The sequence below is a fragment of the Pantoea sp. F_5 genome, assembly GCF_008631595.1.
Lineage (GTDB): Bacteria > Pseudomonadota > Gammaproteobacteria > Enterobacterales > Enterobacteriaceae > Pantoea > Pantoea gossypiicola.
Window position 1 is genome coordinate 189,950 of the sequence record NZ_VWUO01000010.1, and the last position, 20,254, is coordinate 210,203.

A 20,254-nucleotide genomic window follows, 5' to 3' on the forward strand; every position below is an offset into this window, starting at 1 on the left:
GACGATCACCGTGATGCTGTTCAGTGCTGGCGCACATGCCCGAACACTGACCGACATCACCGGTCGCCAGGTCACGATTCCCGACCATCCGCAGCGCATTGTGCTGGGTGAAAGCCGGATGCTCTACAGCGTCGCGCTGCTGACGCCCGGTAATCCGCTGCAGCATATTGTCGGCTGGCCGCAGGATCTGAAAAAGTACGATCCTCAAACCTGGCAGATTTTTGCCCGCCAGTTTGCGCAAATGGAGACGATTCCCGTGGTGGGGCTGGATGGCGTTAACGATATGAACTCCGAACAGGTCATCGCACTTAAACCCGATGTGGTGATCCTGCCGCAGCTGGCGCGCGACAGTGAAAACAGCGCCGTGCTGGAGAAGATGCTCGCTGCGGCGCATATCCCGGTGGTGAAGATCGATCTGCGGGTTAATCTGCTGAAAAACACCGAGCGCAGCATCACTTTGCTGGGTGAGGTGCTAAATCAGCCGCAGCGCGCGGCTGAGTTTAATCACTTCTACCGCAGCCACATGCAGCGCATTGCCGATCGGCTGGCGGATTATCACGGCCCGAAACCGTCCGTGCTGTTACAGTTACATCTTGGACGACGCAGCGAATGCTGCGTCACCTCGGTGAATGGCAATCTGGGTGAGCTGCTGACGTTTGCTGGTGGCAATAACATCGCCAGCCAGCAGATCAAAGGCGTGTTCGGACGGCTGAGTGAGGAGAGCGTGATTGTGGCCCAGCCGGAGTACTACTTTGCCACCGGCACCGGCAGCGCCGATGAGGTGAGCGCGCTGAAGCTCGGCCCCGCCGTCACCACGCTGCAGACCCGGCAGAGCCTGCTGGCACTGACCGGTCAGCAGAATGCGCTGAAGCAGCTGACCGCGCTACGGGAGGGGCATACCGGAGCTATCTGGCACAACTTTTACCTGAGTCCGTGGCACGTCGTAGCGACCGAATTCTTTGCTACCACGCTCTATCCGCAGCTGTTCCGCGACGTCGATCCCGAGCAGACGTTACAGCAGTTGTTTCGTAATTTCCTGCCTATCCCTTATTCCGGCAGCTATCTTTATCGGCTGGCCCCTGAGAAGACGGCGGGCTCAGGCAGTTGACTGCCCGTTATTCTTCACCCGGACGATATCGGCCATGACCGACACCGCAATCTCCGCCGGGGTCTTGCTGCCGATAGGCAGGCCGATGGGCGCATGGATGCGGTCCAGCTCGGCCCGATCCATCCCGGCGAACTGTTGCAGACGTGCCCGTCGTTTCTCACTGTTTTTCGCCGAACCCATGATGCCGATGTAGAATGCGGGGGTTGCAATCGCCTCCATCATCGTCAGGTCATCAATGCGCGGATCGTGGGTCAGTGCCACAATCGCCACCGCGGCGTGCGCCCCGTTCAGCTCCAGCCAGCGCGCCGGATGCTGTGACACCAGCGTCACGTTATCCGCGTCGCTGAAGTGACTTTCCAGCTCCGTTCGCATTTCCGGTCGGTGCTCACAGACCCGCACGTGAAAGCCCAGCATCTGTCCCAGCCGGATGCACTCATGTGCCACGCTGGAGTAGCCCGCGATCAGGAGTTCCGGAATCGCGCCTACCGGCAATAACATTTGCTGCTCGCTGGCATCCAGTGCGGGCAGCCTCCTGTCGGCGGCTATCGCCTCCCACTGCGCGCGCTCGCCTGGCCGTATTATTTTTACCAGCGGCTGTTGCCCGCTCAGCGCACGCTGCATCGCCGTCAGCAGCGCCAGCGTGGCATCATCGGGCGGCAAAAACTCAATGACGATTTCCAGACTGCCGCCGCACGGCAGGCTGACGTCAGGACGCATCCCGCCCTCACCGTAGCGTACCCGCTGACTGCTGGCGCGATACGCCCCCGCCGCCAGCTGCGCCAGAAAGTCCTCTTCGATGCAACCGCCTGACAGCGATCCGCAATACGCGCCGGTTTCGTTAACCGTCATAAGTGTCCCGGGTGCGCGCGGCGAAGAGCCATAGGTGCGCAGCACCGTGCAGAGCCAGACCTGCTGGCCCGCCTGGCAACTGCTCAGTGCTGCATTAATCACGCGTTGATCCAGCGTTATCATGAAAATTCCTTTATCAGCTGCAGATCAGAAGGGAAATCGATATCACAGAGGCAACCGCGATCGTGAAGCTCCAGCGGGACGGCCTGTGACTTCACTATCGCCTGGCGTCCGGCATCGCCCTGTAACGTGCTCAGTACTGGGAAATAGTGATTCTGAAAACCCACCGGATGGCCCGGCTTGCCCTCAATAAATGGCCTGACGATCGGCGCATGCGCCAGCGCGGTACTGACGGCGCGGTAACTTTCGGGCGTCACAAACGGCATATCGCCCAGCGCAATCAGCCAGCCGTCGTAGTCACGGCTGGCATTCACGCCCGCCGTGATGGACTCGCCAAGCCCGCCGCTGTCGCACAGCACGACAGTCGCCCGCGAGCAAAGCGACTGGATTGCCAGTGCGTCGGGACGGGTCACCACGAACAGGTCAAGCCCGCTGGCAGCGGCCTGCTCCAGCGTGCGCTGCAATACCGCTTTGCCTTCAAGATCAGCCAGCAGCTTATGCCCGCCCGCCTGCTGGCGAAAACGTTGACTCAGCCCGGCGGCCAGTACAATCAGCGCAATCTTCACTCTCTTTCTCCGCTATGCGTGAAAAACGGGCGCAGGCTTAGCCCGCGCCCGCATAACCACAGTCCGGCCTGCTGGCAGCAGGTCAGGAACCGGTTCAGATAAGCTTGTCGAGCGTAATCGGCAGGTCGCGCACGCGCTTGCCGGTGGCATGGAACACCGCATTACTGATCGCTGCCGCAACGCCGACAATACCCAGTTCACCCACCGGTTTGCCGCCCATTGTGGTCGCCTCGAAATCAGGCTCGCCCACGTTGATGGTCGTAATGCTCGGGATGTCGCCATTAACCGGCACCAGGTAGTCTGCGAGGTTATTATTGATTACCCGACCGTTACGCGGATCGACGATGCCCTCCTCCATCAGCGCCTGACCCACCCCCATGATCATGCCGCCAATCCACTGGCTGCGCGCCAGTTTCGGGTTATAGAGACGACCGCTGTCGAGCGCTGCCACCATCCGTTTAACCCGAATGGTACCGAAATCTTCATCGACCCGGACCTCAACAAACTGCGCACTCCAGCTATGGGCAGAGAATTTTTCGGGGCGGGTGCCGTCATTAAGATTACGCACCATCTTGTCGCGCTCGCTTTCTGACATATCGTCCGGGAAGGTGCCGCCTTTCACGGTGAGACTCTCCGCCGGGGCCAGCGTCGCCAGCTGAGCAAAGGAAACGGCGAGATCGCTACGCTGATTATGCTGTACCCCGTTGCCTTTCAGCGTGAGCTGAGACGCAGGCGTGCCTTTCAGTGGCGACTGTGGCAGTTCACTGGCCAGCTTCAGCAGCTGATCGCGCATCCGTTTGGCCGTGTCGTTCACCGCCGCGGTCACGTTACCCGCCAGCTGCGATCCGCCCGCTACACCCGCGCGCGGCAGCTCGGTGTCACCCAGCTCTACTTCAATGGTGGTAGAGGCGACACCCAGAATGTCCGCAGCGGTCTGCGCCAGAATGGTATAGGTCCCGGTGCCGATATCTGCACCACCGCACTGCACCACAAATTTGCCCTGCGGCGTCAGGATAATTTTCGCTTCAGCAGGAAGTTTGTTGACCGGATAGGTGCCGGAGGCCATGCCCCAGCCAATCAGTTCACGCCCTTCGCGCATTGAGCGCGGCGTCATGATGCGATTGTCCCAGCCAAAGGCTTCTGCGCCTTTCTGATAGGCTTCTTTCAGACGGCGAGAACTCCACGGCAGGTCGAGCTGATAATCTTTATCTGCCCAGTTGCGCAGACGCAGCTCCAGCGGATCGATGTTCAGGGCATAGGCCATCTCATCCATCGCCACTTCCAGTCCAAAGGCACTTGGATTTTCACCTGGTGCGCGCATCCAGCCTGGCGTCACGGTATTGATTGGCCTGACCTGATGCCGGGCGGAGACATTGCCTACCGCATACATGCGGGCGGTGACTTTGCTGCAGTTCTCGGCAAAGACGTCGATGAGTGACGTTTCACTGAAGCTGCGCTGGATAATCGCCTGGATTTTGCCGTCGCGCGATGCGCCCAGCTCCAGCTGCTGCGAGGTCGCCGGACGCCCGCCAAGCCCGGTGAACGTCTGCGGGCGGGTCAGTGACACTTTGATTGGGCGCTGCAGTGCCCGCGAGGCGACTGTCGCCAGCGCAACGTGGGTGTAAGGCACCGGCTTAGAGCCAAATCCACCGCCGACATACGGTGAGATGATCCGCACGTTTTCCACCTCAATGCCCATCCATTCGGCAATTTCCACCTGCGCGCCGGCTACCCACTGGCTTGGCTCCCAGACGGTAATGCGCCCATCCTGCCACTCCGCCACACAGGCGTGCGGCTCCATCGGCATGTTGTATTCACGCGGAGTGGTGTAACGCTGGCTCAGGCGTACCTCAGCCTGCTGCATAGCCGACTCGGCATCGCCGATATCGATATCTTGCTTCGGGAGCGGTTTCGGCTCCACGCCCTCATCGGTAGCAAAAATCAGTGCATCGGACGTTTCATATTCAACTTCCACCAGCGAGGCGGCATAGGTCGCCTGCTCAAACGTTTCGGCGACAACCAGACCAATATTCTGACCGTTGTGAATAATCACATCGTCCTGAATCGGGGTGTAGGTTGACTGCGCCGCGCCGCCATCGGCAATCGCCGTGGGCTTGTTGATCTTCAGCGTATTCAGATGGGTATACACCGCCAGCACGCCTGCGGCCTGCTGCGCCTTTTCCGTCGACATGCGGCTGATGCGGCCGCTGGCAACCGTAGACTGGATCACCACGCCGTAGAGTGGATTTTCCGGCTGATGTTCAATCGCATAACGCGCTTCACCGGTAACTTTCACTTTACCATCGCCACGCGAGCGGGCAGCGCCCAGGCCTTCAACCCGGGTGTCTGCCGCTGAGTTCGCGTTGATCACATCCGGACGCGCTTTGTCGTTTACTTCACTCATGCGGTTTCTCCTGCTGCCATTAGCGCGCGTGCAATGACTCGCGGTGCCAGTTTTACTTTGTACGCGTTGTGGGTCAGCGCCTGCGTCTCCTGAATAATCCGTTCTGCCGCCTGAAACACCCTCTCTTCATTAAACGGCTGCCCTTCCAGCGCCTGCTCGACCGATCGGACGCGCCAGGGTTTGGTCGCGACGCCGCCGAGCGCGATATGCACGTCACGCATCACGCCGTTTTCCAGCGTGAAGCCTGCGGCCGCGCTGGCTGCTGCAAACTCATAGGAGCTGCGGTCGCGGACTTTGAGGTAGTGTGAGTGCCGGAGTGACTCAGTTTGTGGCACGTCAATGGCCACAATGATCTCGTCATCGCGCAGATCGTGCTCACGATCAGGCGTGTCGCCCGGCAGCAGGAAGAAGTCATCAATTGCGATGCGGCGGGTTTCGCCCTGCTGATTCTGCAGAACGACAATGGCGTCAAACGCCACCAGCGCAACCGCCAGATCGCCGGGATAGACCGCAATGCAGCTGTCGCTGGCACCCAGAATCGCGTGATTGCTGTTAACGCCATCCAGGGCGGCGCAACCGGAACCGGGATTGCGTTTGTTGCAGGCCGGGAACGTTGCCGGGTCACGGTAGTAGTTACAACGGGTGCGCTGGCGTAAATTCCCGCCCAATGACGCCATATTACGAATCTGCGGGGATGCAGCCTGCCACAGGCTGCCATAGATGGCAGGTGCATTCTGCTGGCAGGCGGGATGGTCGGCCAACTGGCTCATGGTCACCAGTGCACCGGCAGTGATTTTTTCGTCGTCAAATTGCAGGTTTTTAAGCGCCGTTATCCCGCTGATGCCAATTAACTGCGGAGGCGTGAAGACGCCGCACTTCATCAGATCGAGCTGCGTCGTGCCGCCCGCCAGCAACTGGCTGCCGGGCTGCTGTTTCAGAGTGGCAGCCTCTTCAGGTGACTGCGCAACTTTCCAGCTGAATTCATTCATGCGGACTCCTTCGCCATCTCAGCAGCGGCCTGTTTAATCGCATCGACGATGTGCGGATAAGCGCCACAACGGCAAAGATTACCGCTCATATATTCCCGAATCTCATCTTCAGAACCGGCATGACCTTCTTTGATGCAGGCAACAGCAGACATGATCTGACCCGGCGTGCAATAACCGCACTGGAAGGCATCCTTCTCCATAAAGCAGCGCTGCACCGGATGCAATTCACCTTCGGTGGAAGCCAGTCCTTCAATGCTGGTGACGTCAGCACCATCCGCCTGGGCTGCCAGCGTCAGGCAGCTCAGCACCCGCTGACCATTAATCAGTACGGTGCAGGCACCGCACTGTCCCTGATCGCAGCCCTTTTTGGTGCCGGTCAGATTAAGATGCTCGCGCAGGGCGTCGAGCAGAGTAACTCGCGGATCGATCTGCATCTGTTGCGACTGACCATTGACCTGCATTGTTAGCGATATTTTTTCCGACATTGTCTGCTTCCCCTTGTTGGAGGCTAAAAGATGGTTTTTTATAGGTTTTGTTCTGACGGGAGTTAAATCGGGGAAAATCGTGATAACCCTAATCTTTACGCGCGTATCTGTGTCTTAAGGTTTAGCAGCTTTTTAGCAATCTGGCGGGCATGTCGGGAAAAAGTCAGCGTTATCCGAGGCAAAAAGGCAAGCGCAGCGCTATATAACATTAGCTATAGCGAATTCATTTTATTGAATTTAAAGGATATATTACTTGATTTTTCCAGCCTGTATCGCTTACAGGATTGATGTGGCCGCCTCACTAATTTTTCCACAAATGGCAGCCCCGACATCATCCGCCAGTCGCAGTGGCAAGGCTGATAGCAGGCGGAATGAAAAGGCTGATCACCTGATGACGCCAGCTCTTGCAGAAGAACTGGCGCGTTCAGGTGTGCTTAATCAGACATGTTTCAGATGAGAAGTCTGGTCAGAAAGAGGGTCTCTGGCGGATTGATATGCCAGTCTTTTCTAAAGGCTATACATGTCCTCTGCGAGAGTGGCAGAAATGCTCAAACCCTTCCTGTGTCAGCGATACTGGCCGATTTTTTAACATGCCTTCAGTGTGACGATATTACAGTGATAGTTGAATCATGATCAGCTGCCGCCTATAAGATGCTGACAACGATTTCTGGCATCCCAGTTATTCTGAGGGAGCGTTTTAAAATCAGACGCAATTCTGGCCGGGTCTGAATGAACAGTAATAGAATAATCCGCCGAAATCTCCCGAGGACCATATTTAGTATCAAGAAAGTAGCGTTTGCCTGGTTGTGGAATAAATGGAACCCACTGTGAGAGTAAATAGCTTTCCGGGAATCTCGTTTTTTTTCCTTGTGTGTCGTAATCGCTCATTATCGTGTTGAGCTGCTGAAAAGCCATGAGCCTGCCAGGCTTGACCTTTGCGGTCATAACTCGCCCTGCAGAGGGGATAAGATTTGACTCCAGCTGATGACGATCAACCCTGTCATAACAGTTGCCTTTCTTCTCATAGACCGAAAGATAAAATGTACCCACAAATCCCTCTGGATTGATGGCCACCACCGTCGCTGCATCTTTACCTTCGTAATCTGTGTAATTAAGGGGTAACAGCGTGGAACAGCCAGTGAGCAAAATAACGGGGAAAAACGCAGCAATTCTCATAACATTCGGGATGACAGGCATTTATTTTCTCTTCCTAAGATGCGTTGTGCTGGACGCTATCAGAAAACGGCAATAGCTTTTAACGATATGTATCGACTGAATAAGATTTTCAATCACGATAAAAAAAGAGGCAGACCTGCCGGGATGAGATTTCATCTCAAAAAGTTAGCATATTAATTTAATTGTGAATTTACATACGAAATGACTATTTTTATCTTTTTGCTGAACTTTTAAAAAGCCCCAAAGGGGCTTTACGTTACATTATCAACTGGCATGCAGAGGCGAATCAGAACCGGTATTGCAGACCGGCTGTAATGGTATAGTTTTTGTTTGATATACCAGCCGCATCTCCACCAAGGGATGCTGATTCACCAGAGAATCTGTCAATAATCTGAGTACTGCCTTTGCCTTCTTCATATTTGCTGTAGGTGAATTCGGCAAACACTTTGGCATTTGGCGTGACATAATAGCCGGCATCTACCGATGTTCCGTAGTACCGCGAATGAGTCACTTTCTCCCGGAAGGTAAGATCGCGCATGTAATGCTCGTCATTATCGTGTGCCCGCACCCAGTCACTGAATTTAAATAAGGCGTTAAATTCAAAGTCGTTAATACGATACTGGCCCGCAAGGCCAATATACGGCATGGAAAAACGCTGGCTATAGCCAATACCGCGCTCGCCTCTTGGGAAATCACCCGTAGAAGCGCCGTTATCGTAATTGTATGAACCGCCAAAAGCTGTCCAGCTTAGACGGGTTTCCTGATAACCAGCAGTCAGCCCGGCTTTATAGTTATCGCCCTGTAACGCCCAGCCTTTTACATTGAGATCGTATTCATTGGCGTAATTAACATCTGTGCGAGGATGGGATGAATGGTCCGTCCAGTCAGACTGGTTGTCATCGAGCCAGTCATAGTCGTCCATATGACCCGAACCAGAAGCCAGTGAGGTCCAGCCTCGCGCATTCAGCGTCAGAAATGAGTATGCATCCCAGGATAACTCGCCTTTAAGAATAGCAACATTCTTTATTTTCCAGTCCAGCTGACTGACTTTTCGGCCTGTCCCGGTGTCGTAAACCATCTCATGAGATTTGCCACTCAGCATCCCGGCTGACGTCGACACAGTAAAGCTTTCCGGGGAAAAATTCGGTGAAAATCGATCTGTATCTGCACAGGCTCCGCCTGACAGAGTCGCCATCATCATCACTGCAACGGTGCTTTTTTTCATTTCAATTCCATATCCATAAAAATAATCCCTGTACAGCAGCGCCGTTCTTTTCGTAGCACGGCTGCTGCGCTTCTCTACTCACCTGCGGGGGTACAAGCCCCGAAGCCCTGACGAAAGCCTGCGCGACGGCCCATGCGAAGCCGCGGATTTTTTAACCCTTTTCGCTCGCAGCTTTGTCCGTTAAGGCAAATTCCTTCATCGGCTACTTTTTGAAAAACATTAATTATTTTTGTTATTTCGCAGTTCGTCAGTCATCAGCCCCTCTTTTGCCCGGCCAGAAATTTGTTTTGAGGCGAGCAACTGGTGCGGCTGGCAAATATCCGCCTTAGGGGGAAAAAGAGAAATGAAACGATAACGACAATAAGAAGAGATGTTTTCTGAAGTGAGGTTTTTTAGCACCAGTAAATGATGCGATGACCATCCCCGCACAGTGCACATAGGTGCTATTTTACATTTTGCAAGGTCTGCCAGCGTTAACGGCAGGTCGAAAGTTCTATGCACTAGCTTAACCGGCAGTGCCGCGGGGTACAGTACAGGCAGTTTTGCTCAGGCTTAGCGCTAAGCGAATCATTCACAATGCTGTCATCTGCCCTTCCACCCGAAGCGTGATTAAAATGGTTAGCGCGGGAGTTAGATTTCTCAGCGTCCCAGCTCAGGCTGCGGCACTCTTATTCAGTTCGAGCCGGGCCATAAAGCGCATTAAGGCGGCATGGCTGACTTCAGGTGGAATCACGAGGCAACAGGGGTATCTTTACTCTCCCCCCTGTTCCCTTTCATGCTCTTTTTCCTGTAGTCAGAAACTGAAAGACGAATGTTGTCTGACCGCTGGGTGACAGACAGATGCCTGTTACCCATCGTCATCTGCCGGAAAAGCAGACCACCGGAGGTGGGGATACCGGCGGCAGCTTCAGCAGATGAACGCTATCAACAGAGATCATCACACCTGAAATGCGGCCACCATGCCGCGCAGCGCGTGCGCCTGTTCAGAGAGCGACTGAGAGGCTGAAGACGATTCTTCCACCAGTGCGGCGTTATTCTGTGTCACGCCGTCCATCTGCGTCACAGCGACACTGATCTGAGATATGCCCTGCATCTGCTCTGATGAGGCAAGGGAAATCGCATCCATCGACACAGCCAGTTCATTCACCATGCCAACAATTTTCATCATGCTGTCACCGGTTGACGAGGCGACCATGACGCCGCTTTCCACCTGCGTTACCGCTTCTTCGATCAGCAGTTTTATATCCCGGGCGGAAGAAGCACTGCGCTGCGCCAGTGTCCTGACCTCACCCGCGACTACAGCAAAGCCGCGTCCTTCTTCTCCTGCTCGTGCAGCCTCAACGGCTGCATTCAGCGCCAGAATGTTAGTCTGAAACGCAATACTTTCAATCACGGAGGTAATGTCCCGGACTTTAGTCGCGCTCATTGATATGGCTTGCATCGTCTCTGCCATACGCTTGACATCCGCTTCCCCGGCGTGGGTAAGGCGCGCGGTTTCACGGGCTGAGTTGGCGGTCTCATGTGCCCCGCTTGCATTGCTTTTTACGGTAGCGGTGAGCTGTTCCATGCTTGCTGCCGTTTCCTGCAGGGCAGCGGCCTGCTGTTCGGTTCGGGATGAGAGTTCTGTATTCCCCTGCGAGATTTCATCCGCGGCCAGTGCAACGGATGCCGATCTATCCCTGATATTCGCTACCATGCTGCGCAGGTTGACCTGCATAACATCCAGCGAGGCCAGCAGGCTGGAGGTATCGTTGTGCCGTAACAGGACAGGCGATGTCAGATTACCCGACGCAATTGCCGCGGCCAGCGCCTGTGCCTGTGCAGGCTCTCCGCCCAGCTGACGCATGAGCATACGAATGATGGAGTAACAGGCTGCGATAGCGACGAGGAAAGAAATCAATACCATCACCGACATCAGCGTAGCCGTTTGCGCAGCGGCCGCCCTGGCATCCAGAACGGTTTTCCTGCTTACCTGCATCTGAATAGTCGAAAGCCGATCGAGGGCATTCAGCATTGTTCGCTGACCTGGCCTTACGGTTTTTAGCAGGTAATCAACGGTTTCGGACTGAGGCGCCGCCATCGCTTTCCTGCCCGCCGTCATGAGTAAACTCAGTGCGGATTCATCCGTTGAGGTCAGATTCTCCAGCGCATGTTTACCTTCCGCTGAGACGTTTTGCGACATACTGGCAGTCAGTTTGTCCCTGTTCTGAATGTAGATGGCTTTCTGAGCGACCATCCTGTTCCATTCAGGCTGTCTGTCATTCTGTTCATTCAGTAATGCAATATTCCTGACTGCGATCGCCATGTCTCTGGCCGCATTTCGCATGTTCTGAATCAGTTCATAGCGGTAAATTTTGTTATTTACTGCGTTTTCCATATCGTCCCTGGCCTGCCTGAGTGCTTGAAGTGCCGTCCCGGTGCAGAGAAGAAAAAGAATGATCAGCAGGCTATACCCTGCGACAAGACGCGTGGCTATTTTCATATTATTTTCCGTTATATTTTTGAGATTGCTATGTTGCTCTGGTGTTAAGAAGTGAGGTTGAATAAAAAACCATGAAATCTTTATCTGGTCGCGCCATTAATAACGGCGCGACAGGAAAGATATATAGACGATGAGGGAGAAACGACGAGATGAGAAAGAGAGAATGACGTCTGAATAAAAATATAACTATATGATAATAAACACTTAAAATGATAAAATTCAGTAAATTAGTTAGTGTTAAAAAAACATTTCTGATACAAATTATTTTTAAGCGTGTTTTTTGTTCAACCGGCTACATACATTGCCGGAATCATAAATTTCTAAGGGGGTGCGCTATTTTAGTTTTTTCGCATAACTCTCTGAATCTGTGCTGATACCACCATTAATAATTACTGAGTGATTAAATTATCCGCTCCGGGCTCAGAGCGGATATCACTGCCAGACCCGACAAGATGAATCTTTCGCCATTTCAAACATCAACTTTCAGGCATGAGAAGAAGTGTGACGAGACGCTATCCACTCTGAAATCTGAATTTCATCACGCCCTATTATTGCATCAGGATTTTTTATCAACGCAGACGCTCTTTTCGTTATAACGATGTTTCAACCGTTCCAGCTGCCGGGTTTTCCGCCCCGCAATGATCATGGCTACAATAAAGACCACTGCAAACAACACCACAATCGTCGGCGCAGGCGCACTGTCAATAAAGAACGAAAGATAAACGCCGCTCAGTGACACGATTACCGCCACAACAACCGCCGCCAGCAGCGCATGTGAAAAACGACGAGTGAGCAGCACCGCAATTGCGCCGGGTGCGATCAGCAAGGAGATTGACAGGATTATCCCCACCGCCTTTAGCGTTGCTACAATGGTCAGCGAGACCATGCAGAGCAGCCCGTAATGCAGCAGACGGGCGGGTAAGCCAGAGACCTGCGCCTGCTGAGGATCGAAGCTGAACAGCATAAAATCACGCCACTTTACAACAATCACCATAACGATGATCAATGCGATAATCGCTGTCTGAATGATATCTGCGCCGGTTATGCCAAGCATGTCACCAAACAGAATATGATCGAGGTGCACTTCCGGCTTCACGGCGATGTAGAGGATTAGCCCCACCGCAAACATGCCGGAGAAGACAATGCCCAGCACGGTGTCCTGCTTAATACGGCTGTTGTCCTGCAGGAAACCACTGGCGACGGCACAGAACAGCCCTGCAACAAACGCGCCCACCGCCAGCGGCAGTCCCGCCATCCACGCAAGCACGATGCCCGGGAAAACCGCATGGCTCATGGCATCGCCCATCAGCGCCCAGCCTTTCAGCACCAGAAATACCGACAGCAGCGCACAGGGAATCGCCACGACCAGCGCGATTAGCAGTGCGCTGTTAATAAATGCAAACTGAAACGGTTCCAGTATCCACATCAGCCAGGCTCCTTTTCAGGGTGATGGCGGCCACGACGCCGGTTAGCCAGCAGACCATGTTTCGGTGCAAAAACAAATGCCAGCAGGAACAGCAGCGTCTGCGCCACCACGATAATGCCGCCCGTTGCGCCATCCAGGTAGTAACTCGCCCAGGCACCCAGAAAACTGGTGATGCTGCCAATCGCGACAGCAATCATCAGCAGACGCGGAAAGCGATCGGTGAGAAGCCAGGCGGTCGCGCCGGGCGTCACCACCAGACAGATCACCAGAAACGCGCCAACAGTTTGCAGCGCCGCTACGGTTGAAACTGCGAGCAGAGTAAAGAAGAGGATTTTCAGCCGTTCAGGCCGCAGACCAATGGCGCGTGCGTGGTTCTCATCGAAGAAGGTGACCATCAGATCTTTCCACTTAAACAGCAGAATGATAATCGACAGCCCGCCAATCAGCGCCAGCTGGAGAATATCGGCTGGTGCAATCGCCAGTATGTTGCCCAGCACAATGGTCTGTATGTTCACGGCAGTCGGATTGAGCGACACCATAAACAGACCCAGACCAAAGAAAGAGGAAAATATCAGGCCAATAATCGCATCTTCTTTTAAACGGGTGCGCTGATTAAGTAACAGCATACTGCCCGCTGCCAGCCCGCCGGAGAGAAATGCCCCCAGCGCAAACGGCAGTCCCAGCATATAAGCGCCCGCTACGCCAGGAACAATAGAGTGTGACAGCGCGTCACCTATCAGCGACCAGCCCTTGAGCATCAGATAGCAGGAGAGAAACGCGCAGAGTCCGCCTACCATCGCGGAAACCCACATCGCGTTAAGCATGTAGTGATAACCAAAAGGTTCCAGTAACAGCGCCATGTTCAGCTCCCCTCTTCCCGTGCGGCATGAGGTGCAATAAAGGGGCGTTCATCATCGGTGATGATCTGATCGTCCAGCCCCTTCACCATCACATGACGCAATACCCCGCTAAACGCGCGCTCAAGATTAGCGGTGGTAAAAGTGGTCCGGGTCGGGCCGCTGGCCAGAACCGTGCCTTTTACCATCACGGTGTAATCGCAGAATTCCGTAACCGAGCCCAGATTATGGGTGGAAACCAGCATGGTTTTACCTTCATCGCGCAGTTCCCCCAGCAGGCTGATGATTCGGGCCTCGGTCTGCACATCTACGCCCGTAAAGGGTTCATCCAGCAGGATTACGCTACCCTGCTGCGCAATCGCGCGTGCCAGAAATACCCTCTTCTTCTGGCCGCCAGAGAGTTCGCCGATCTGACGATGGCGATAATCCAGCATATCGACCCGCGCGAGTGCCTCACTGACAATCTGCTGGTCATGCGGCTTTGACCTGCGCAGCAGACCCATATGACCGTAGCGCCCCATCATCACCACATCCTCCACCAGCACCGGAAATGACCAGTCCACCTCTTCCGACTGTGGCACATAGGCGACCAGACTCTGGCGCAGCGCCTGGCGGGTCGGCATCCCCAGCACCGAGATGCTGCCGCTGGCGAGCCGCACAAATCCCATTAGCGCTTTGAACAGGGTTGACTTGCCGGAGCCATTAACGCCCACCAGCGCGGCGATCGATCCGCCTGGCACGCTGAAGCTGGCATCATGTAGCGCAGTATGTCCGTTGCGATAGGTTACCGTGACGCCTGAAACCACAATGGTGTCTGTCATTGCGCTTTCTCTCCCGCTTTAATGCCCTGCACCAGTGTCTCAGTCGTGACTTTGAGCAGATCAAGATAGGTTGGCACCGGTCCCTGCGCGTTACTTAAGGAGTCGACGTAAAGCACACCACCGTAATGGGCACCGGTTTCCCGGGCGACCTGGCGGGCGGGCTTATCTGATACGGTGCTTTCACTGAACACCGCCGGAATGGCATTTTTTTTCACCAGGTCAATCACCTTTCTCACCTGCTGCGGCGTACCCTGCTGGTCAGCATTGATCGGCCACAGGTAGAGCTCTTTCATGCCCAGGTCACGCGCCAGATAGGAGAACGCACCTTCACTGGTCACCATCCAGCGTTTCTGCTCGGGAATAGCGGCAATCTGCTGGCGCAGCGGATCCAGTGCAGCGGTAATTTTTTGCTTATAAGCGGCAGCGTTCTGACGGTAGGTCTCTGCGTTCACCGGGTCATATTTCACCAGCGCATCGCGGATGTTATCGACATAGATCAGCGCATTGTCCGGTGACATCCAGGCATGGGGATTCGGTTTACCGTTATAAGGCCCTTCGCCAATACCCATCGGCGTGACACCAGCAGAAACGACCACTTCCGGGACGCCGTCCAGATGCTGATAAAAGCGCTGAAACCAGCGTTCGAGATTAAGCCCGTTCGCCATAATTAACTGCGCACCCTGCGCCCGCCTGATGTCGCCGGGCGTGGGCTGATATTCGTGTATTTCAGCACCGGGCTTAGTAATAGAGGTGACCTCCGCGGCATCGCCAGCCACGTTCTCAGCCATGTCAGCTATTACCGTAAACGTCGTCACTATCTTAAATTTTTCTGCTGCATAGCTGCTGCTCACCATCAGGGTTGTGAGCAGCGCACTTAATAACAGCGTGGTGATCTTTTTTATCGGGACCATTGGGCGGGCTCCAGAGATGATTAAAAACAGAACACAATTAGCATAGGCTATTTTTTATAGCATAGGCTATATCTCTCGACCAGCAGGGAGATGTGAAGTTTCTTCAGCATTCAGGCCCAGATGTCAGCTTTTGTAAATCAACCCGATTAACCTATGATATAATTAAGAATATTTTTTATGATGCGCGGCATTGAACAGGTTTATGGCTTCGCGACAGGCGGATTTCGCTACCGCCTGCTTCAGTAACACACAGTGGGAAAGGGGTGACTGATATGAAGAAAAGGGTTTATCTACGCTTTGCCACTGACAAAAGGACGTCGCATTACCGGATGACACTCTCATAACAGGCGCTGCAATTTCACAATTAAAATTATCTTATTGATAGGCCGAATTAATTAAGCCCGGTGAATTTTTTTGCTACAGTTAATGTTACTTACCGCAATCAACCAGGAGGATATTTTGTATTTTTCCAGCGACGAAAAAGCGAATGTCATCATTGGCGAAGCTGCAATGAACCTGTTTAATGCTGGTCAGGAAGTGAACGTTGAATTGCTGATTAAAGAATTGCAGGTTATGGCTGACTCAGAAGTGAATGAGTATCGCCTTGAGCAGATGCAAACTGCACGTCAATGGCTGACGGGATTTAAAACAATTGGTTCACGTACCACGGGTCCGTCAACCTGGTTATCCAGAAATGTGGGTATCGAACCGGCCACCAGCGCCTCAGCTGACGATATTCTCTTCAAGCGTTAACCTGACTGCTTACCTTCTGCCGGCCTGAATAATCAGGTCGGAACACCGGAGGGCTTGTTCCTGTACAAGATAATGGTACAATTTTCTCCGCTCCACCACCTCCTCGTAACACCCTGTTTTTAAAGCTATAGCACTTTTTGCACAAAAAAAATTATTCCAAAAATCCAAAATTCTGTACAAGTTTTGAAAAGATGTATAACTTGCGCACCATTAATGTTATACACTTTCACCATCTGAGGAAATAAACATGCGTCAGAACGGACAAGCCCCGGCAACGATCAGCGATATTGCCCGTTACTTCAATCAGGCCAGCTCACCTTCTCAACAGGAAACACTGGGTTCGGTTGTGGTTGAAATTCTGCGCGCAGGTCATAGCCTTAGCCGTAAAGCCATTTGCAGTAAACTGTTGCGCCGCCTTGAACTGGCTGCGACACCAGAAGAAGAGAGCCATCTGCATGAATTAATCGCGATGCTTTTCCGTCGTGAAGATTAATGCTCGCTCACGGCTTCAGAGAGTATTCATGACGCCTGCTCTTAGCTAACATCAGGAAGATTTACCCACAGGAATGAAGCCCGGTACTGCCTTGCCGTATCTGGTGCACTACGTTGCACCCGCTGACGTATACGGACCCGCAGCATGGCCATTGATTCGTAATCAGAGAAGCAAGTATGTACAGAAGTGAAGATGAGAAACTGACAGATGTCATGATCGGTGAGGCCGTCCTGACATTACTTAAGTCAGACAAACCGGTGTCGAGTAACGCCTTAATCGCACAGCTTGAACTCATGGCTGCTAATGCCGATGACGACACTAAAGTGTCTGTGATTCGCAAAGCCATCACTGAAGTTCGAAACGGCATGGTCACCGCGCGTAAACGTGTGCAGGGTGATGGTGCTGAACGTGATAAGACGACGCATCGTATGAACAGCGATGGCCCACCAGATGGGTCTAAAAAGCACTGATAAAGGGTATTGCGTGCCTGTTACACACGGCTAACGATAAGCGAAGCGGCAGCCTTTAAGTGAAATTTAATTGGCTGGCTGGGCAAAACGAAAACAGCGTCTACACTCGTTTTGACGTCACCCATTGCGTATAACGAATTTTCCTCAGAGAAAGAAAAATCATGCAACACTCTTCATCAGATTTATCCATCATTGACTATTTTCGTAGTGAAGGCGATTTGCTGGCACCGGAAACAGAACTGCTGGGCGCAGTAATTCGTGACATCGTGGCTGATCATGGACGGGTGACCAACAAAGCGATAATTCTTTATCTGATTGCCGAACTGGAATGTACTTCCGACGTGATCAGACTGGATGTGTTGCGCAGAACGCTGGAAATTGTAGTAGGCCGCACACCTGACGATACCGACATCTGATGACCTCGCCTGCGTTGTCGGCGATGACGCAGGCTCAGTGAGATTAACACTCTGCTTTTGAGGCAATTTTAGACGAAGAACTTTAACAAACCCACCCGCTATGTATAAAAAGCCCGACCGTAGTTGCAAATCGTTTAGCTGGCCGTAACGACCCTATACAGGCTGGTGTAGTTATGCTTTTTTGAGCAAAATCCCCCTCTCATTTCCCAAAGACGCTCGTATTACTCTGCTGTGTGATAAATTACAAAGTTAATCACTCCGCATCCTGCACATTATATTGTGCAGGATTCGCCATCGATCTTGCGTCAGGGGTGGTCGGTATTTTTTATGTTTAGCCTGCAATACTATTTTTCTCATCACTTGCTGTATGTTAAAGATATAACACCCTGTATCACACTGTTAAATATAAAGCTGCAACTGGCGCTCGTTAGCAACAGTATAAACATGCAGCTGACTTACCGTCGCCCTGATATTAACTATCGTCTTCCTGTATCACCTTTCACACGCTAAACTTCTCGATGCCGCTGCAGTCTGTTTCGTAGTGGACTGATAATATTGTTTAATCTGAGCCTGTTTTTATTGGCGTGCAGGTTTTATGGATTCATTAAGCCCCGCGCGAATGCGCCTGATATTATTTACAGGCTTCTAACAGGCCAGAAATCACTTCTGGCTGAAATCAACACTGTCTTTGGTAAAGTCAGGCATGGCAAAGAGTTTCCCGGAAGCTGACTCATCGTGTCGCTGAGTGACGGAGACTAAGCAGATACCATTCCCGAATGTCATCTGAACATAGTCGATAAGAATCTCATTCTTTTCAACTGCTTCCTGAGCGTCAGAAAAACTTTTCCGCTCTGCCTTATCTTCTGTTTAGTCTGAATGACTTTAGTCAGCTAGTGCTCCAGGCGCAAAAGGAGAAGTTCTGGCGGTACGTTTAGATTAAGGTAGACAAATAAGAGAAGAAAACCAGTAAGCCAGCGGCGCTTTACGGGTTATGAAGGCGCTGAATAGCACCGGCATAGGACGAAATCATCAACCTGAGGTAATCATGATAAAATCGATCGTTCCTGAAGACTTTCAGCATTATTTCGATGACTGGCACTTCTCTCCCGTCATCGATGCTGATGGCACGGTGTATCTGTCAGGCGTAACTGCAGCGCGAAAGGATAAACCTATCAGTAAGGATCCAGAGGAACAATTTCACGATGCCTTTTATAAGCTGGGCGTTTATTTAAAAGCCGCCGGTTTAGACTATGAAAACATTCTTGAGATGACGACGTTTCATATTGACCTGAAAAAACATAGCGCGCTGTTTTCTAATGTAAAGGATGAATATATAAAAGCGCCCTATCCGGCATGGTCTGCTATAGGCGTGTCCGAGTTCATCCCGGAAAATGCACTGGTGGAAATGCGGATTGTGGCGAAAAGGGCATGAACGTCATAAGTCCCGCCATGTAGATGAGGTCCGCCAGAAGCGAAAAGCAGGCTCTGTCAACTCCTGTTTCTGACCAATCAGCCTGACATAGAAAGAGATTTTGCATTGTTATAACCCGGGTAATCATCACTTGCTTCCCCGGGTTATCATTGCCGAATCGGCATCTGAGATTTAGCCCATTTAACTGCATCGTTAGCAAAAAACTGACTGCCAGTTAAATAATCTACTAATAGCCCTTCAGTAAAACTCGCGAGACTGCCCGCTGTTGCTGCTGCAGAAATCCATTCAGATTCATATCTCCCCGCGGATAACACAATCACTAAGTCCGGTACGAAGTCGGCATTTAACTCTTTAAGTTCATTCTCATCTAACTCGCGTGAGAAATAAGTGAAGCCTGAAGGAGCCCCATTGACAGGACAGAGTAAAAAGCCGTTGAACGTCAGAGGATCAAATTCATCATCCAGTACGCACGGGAATCCGGCCCGGATGATGACATCTCTGAGAACATCAGTCGGTGGTAATTTTTCTTTAACTATATAAACACCAATATCGCGGCTCAATTTTCACACCCTCTCACCAGACTTTGACTTTTAACAATAGATGAAAATCAGATGCCTGGAATCGTTATGCTCACATCTGGCGCAAAGCGGATTTTCGTTTTGTTATCCCAAAAATGGCCTCAGATTCCACTCTCCTGACTAATGTGATGATACAAATACCGGCGTTTGCTGCACAGGCGGAACAGAGAAGTGACGCTGCATACGCTTTATTTCCTCAGCCGGGGGCAGGCCAAACAGACGTTTAAATTCACGATTAAACTGCGAGGAGCTTTCATAACCCACAGCGTAGCCTGCCGCGGCAGCGGTCATTTGCTGGCGTACCATCAGCATGCGCGCCTGATGCAGGCGTACCGATTTCACATACTGCATCGGCGGCATCCTGATAATGGCTTTGAAGTGAAGATGAAAGGTCGGGACGCTCATGCCCGCTTCCCCTGCCAGCTGAGTCAGGGTCAACGGCTCTGCATACGTGGCGTGGATATGCTTAACGACCCTGCCAATTTTGCTGAACTGCCCCTGCATGGCCAGCGCGGCACGCATGGCGTTGCCCTGTTCGCCCGTGAGTACACGAAAGTAGAGTTCACGTGACCTGCCCCCCGTTGATTAATACACCACGATGTTAGTAATGTCTTCATAAGCCACATGAGGACATCCCCATGAAGAAGCGTTTTTCCGACGAACAGATCATCAGTATTCTTCGCGAGGCTGAAG

General features: G+C 52.6%; 19 protein-coding genes and 2 pseudogenes. 6 read left to right on the top strand and 15 right to left on the bottom strand.

Translation table 11 applies throughout. From position 1 onward, the window contains the following. Positions 1-13 precede the first annotated feature (13 nt). On the top strand, positions 14-1,108 hold the full coding sequence (locus F3I44_RS15180) for an ABC transporter substrate-binding protein (RefSeq protein WP_223811681.1): 1,095 nt from the start codon (positions 14-16) through the stop codon (positions 1,106-1,108). On the opposite strand, the gene F3I44_RS15185 is transcribed toward F3I44_RS15180, so the two are convergent. The 13 genes and pseudogenes from F3I44_RS15185 to F3I44_RS15245 all read right to left on the bottom strand — a co-directional run bounded on the left by F3I44_RS15185 (position 1,097) and on the right by F3I44_RS15245 (position 15,419). Beyond that, positions 1,097-2,080 (bottom strand): XdhC family protein, encoded by a 984-nt coding sequence (locus F3I44_RS15185; protein WP_150011733.1) that lies wholly within the window; start codon positions 2,078-2,080, stop codon positions 1,097-1,099. The genes F3I44_RS15180 and F3I44_RS15185 overlap by 12 nt on opposite strands. After that, on the bottom strand, positions 2,077-2,643 hold the full coding sequence (locus tag F3I44_RS15190; protein WP_150011735.1) for an NTP transferase domain-containing protein: 567 nt from the start codon (positions 2,641-2,643) through the stop codon (positions 2,077-2,079). Before F3I44_RS15190 ends, F3I44_RS15185 begins: the two co-directional genes overlap by 4 nt. Before the next feature lie 94 nt (positions 2,644-2,737). Further along, positions 2,738-5,047 carry a xanthine dehydrogenase family protein molybdopterin-binding subunit gene (locus tag F3I44_RS15195; RefSeq protein ID WP_150011737.1) on the bottom strand — a complete coding sequence of 770 codons (2,310 nt, stop codon included), beginning with the start codon at positions 5,045-5,047 and terminating at the stop codon, positions 2,738-2,740. Then, positions 5,044-6,036, bottom strand: a complete 993-nt coding sequence (locus tag F3I44_RS15200; protein WP_150019468.1) for a xanthine dehydrogenase family protein subunit M — start codon at positions 6,034-6,036, stop codon at positions 5,044-5,046. The genes F3I44_RS15195 and F3I44_RS15200 overlap by 4 nt, the downstream gene beginning before the upstream one ends. Next, positions 6,033-6,497, bottom strand: a complete 465-nt coding sequence (locus F3I44_RS15205) for a (2Fe-2S)-binding protein (protein ID WP_150011783.1) — start codon at positions 6,495-6,497, stop codon at positions 6,033-6,035. The genes F3I44_RS15200 and F3I44_RS15205 overlap by 4 nt, the downstream gene beginning before the upstream one ends. Before the next feature lie 657 nt (positions 6,498-7,154). Next, positions 7,155-7,718, bottom strand: a complete 564-nt coding sequence (locus F3I44_RS15210) for a hypothetical protein (protein WP_150011741.1) — start codon at positions 7,716-7,718, stop codon at positions 7,155-7,157. 265 nt (positions 7,719-7,983) lie between these two features. After that, complete coding sequence (locus tag F3I44_RS15215) at positions 7,984-8,922, bottom strand: omptin family outer membrane protease (protein WP_150019469.1); 939 nt, start codon at positions 8,920-8,922, stop codon at positions 7,984-7,986. A gap of 500 nt (positions 8,923-9,422) precedes the next feature. After that, positions 9,423-9,628, bottom strand: a pseudogene (locus tag F3I44_RS23935) (hypothetical protein); the annotation flags it as partial. A 231-nt stretch (positions 9,629-9,859) separates the two neighbouring features. Next, positions 9,860-11,404 carry a methyl-accepting chemotaxis protein gene (locus F3I44_RS15225; RefSeq protein ID WP_150011745.1) on the bottom strand — a complete coding sequence of 515 codons (1,545 nt, stop codon included), beginning with the start codon at positions 11,402-11,404 and terminating at the stop codon, positions 9,860-9,862. Positions 11,405-11,960: 556 nt separating this feature from the next. Continuing rightward, complete coding sequence (locus F3I44_RS15230; protein ID WP_150011747.1) at positions 11,961-12,830, bottom strand: metal ABC transporter permease; 870 nt, start codon at positions 12,828-12,830, stop codon at positions 11,961-11,963. After that, positions 12,830-13,690, bottom strand: a complete 861-nt coding sequence (gene sitC, locus F3I44_RS15235; protein WP_150011749.1) for an iron/manganese ABC transporter permease subunit SitC — start codon at positions 13,688-13,690, stop codon at positions 12,830-12,832. Before sitC ends, F3I44_RS15230 begins: the two co-directional genes overlap by 1 nt. Before the next feature lie 2 nt (positions 13,691-13,692). Continuing rightward, entirely contained in the window at positions 13,693-14,508 is an 816-nt protein-coding gene (locus F3I44_RS15240) for a manganese/iron ABC transporter ATP-binding protein (RefSeq protein ID WP_150011751.1), read from the bottom strand. After that, a complete protein-coding gene (locus F3I44_RS15245) occupies positions 14,505-15,419 on the bottom strand; it encodes a metal ABC transporter substrate-binding protein (RefSeq protein WP_150011753.1) in 915 nt (304 codons plus the stop codon). Before F3I44_RS15245 ends, F3I44_RS15240 begins: the two co-directional genes overlap by 4 nt. A gap of 414 nt (positions 15,420-15,833) precedes the next feature. On the opposite strand from F3I44_RS15245, the gene F3I44_RS15250 reads away from it, so the two are divergent. The 5 genes from F3I44_RS15250 (at position 15,834) to F3I44_RS15270 (ending at position 18,983) form a co-directional block, all read left to right on the top strand. After that, complete coding sequence (locus F3I44_RS15250; protein ID WP_223811676.1) at positions 15,834-16,172, top strand: hypothetical protein; 339 nt, start codon at positions 15,834-15,836, stop codon at positions 16,170-16,172. A gap of 247 nt (positions 16,173-16,419) precedes the next feature. Continuing rightward, on the top strand, positions 16,420-16,665 hold the full coding sequence (gene ycgZ, locus F3I44_RS15255; protein WP_150011757.1) for a regulatory protein YcgZ: 246 nt from the start codon (positions 16,420-16,422) through the stop codon (positions 16,663-16,665). Positions 16,666-16,841: 176 nt separating this feature from the next. Further along, positions 16,842-17,135, top strand: a complete 294-nt coding sequence (locus F3I44_RS15260) for a hypothetical protein (RefSeq protein ID WP_150011759.1) — start codon at positions 16,842-16,844, stop codon at positions 17,133-17,135. 161 nt (positions 17,136-17,296) lie between these two features. Then, complete coding sequence (locus F3I44_RS15265; RefSeq protein WP_150011761.1) at positions 17,297-17,551, top strand: biofilm/acid-resistance regulator YmgB/AriR; 255 nt, start codon at positions 17,297-17,299, stop codon at positions 17,549-17,551. A gap of 1,045 nt (positions 17,552-18,596) precedes the next feature. Then, positions 18,597-18,983 (top strand): Rid family hydrolase, encoded by a 387-nt coding sequence (locus tag F3I44_RS15270; protein WP_150011785.1) that lies wholly within the window; start codon positions 18,597-18,599, stop codon positions 18,981-18,983. A 146-nt stretch (positions 18,984-19,129) separates the two neighbouring features. Here the strand turns inward: F3I44_RS15270 and F3I44_RS15275 are convergent, their stop codons facing one another. Next, the gene (locus F3I44_RS15275) at positions 19,130-19,543 is read right to left on the bottom strand and encodes a hypothetical protein (RefSeq protein WP_150011763.1); all 414 of its coding nucleotides are present in this window, start codon (positions 19,541-19,543) and stop codon (positions 19,130-19,132) included. 138 nt (positions 19,544-19,681) lie between these two features. Then, a pseudogene (locus F3I44_RS15280) lies at positions 19,682-20,134 on the bottom strand (helix-turn-helix transcriptional regulator); the annotation flags it as partial. Positions 20,135-20,254 lie beyond the last annotated feature (120 nt).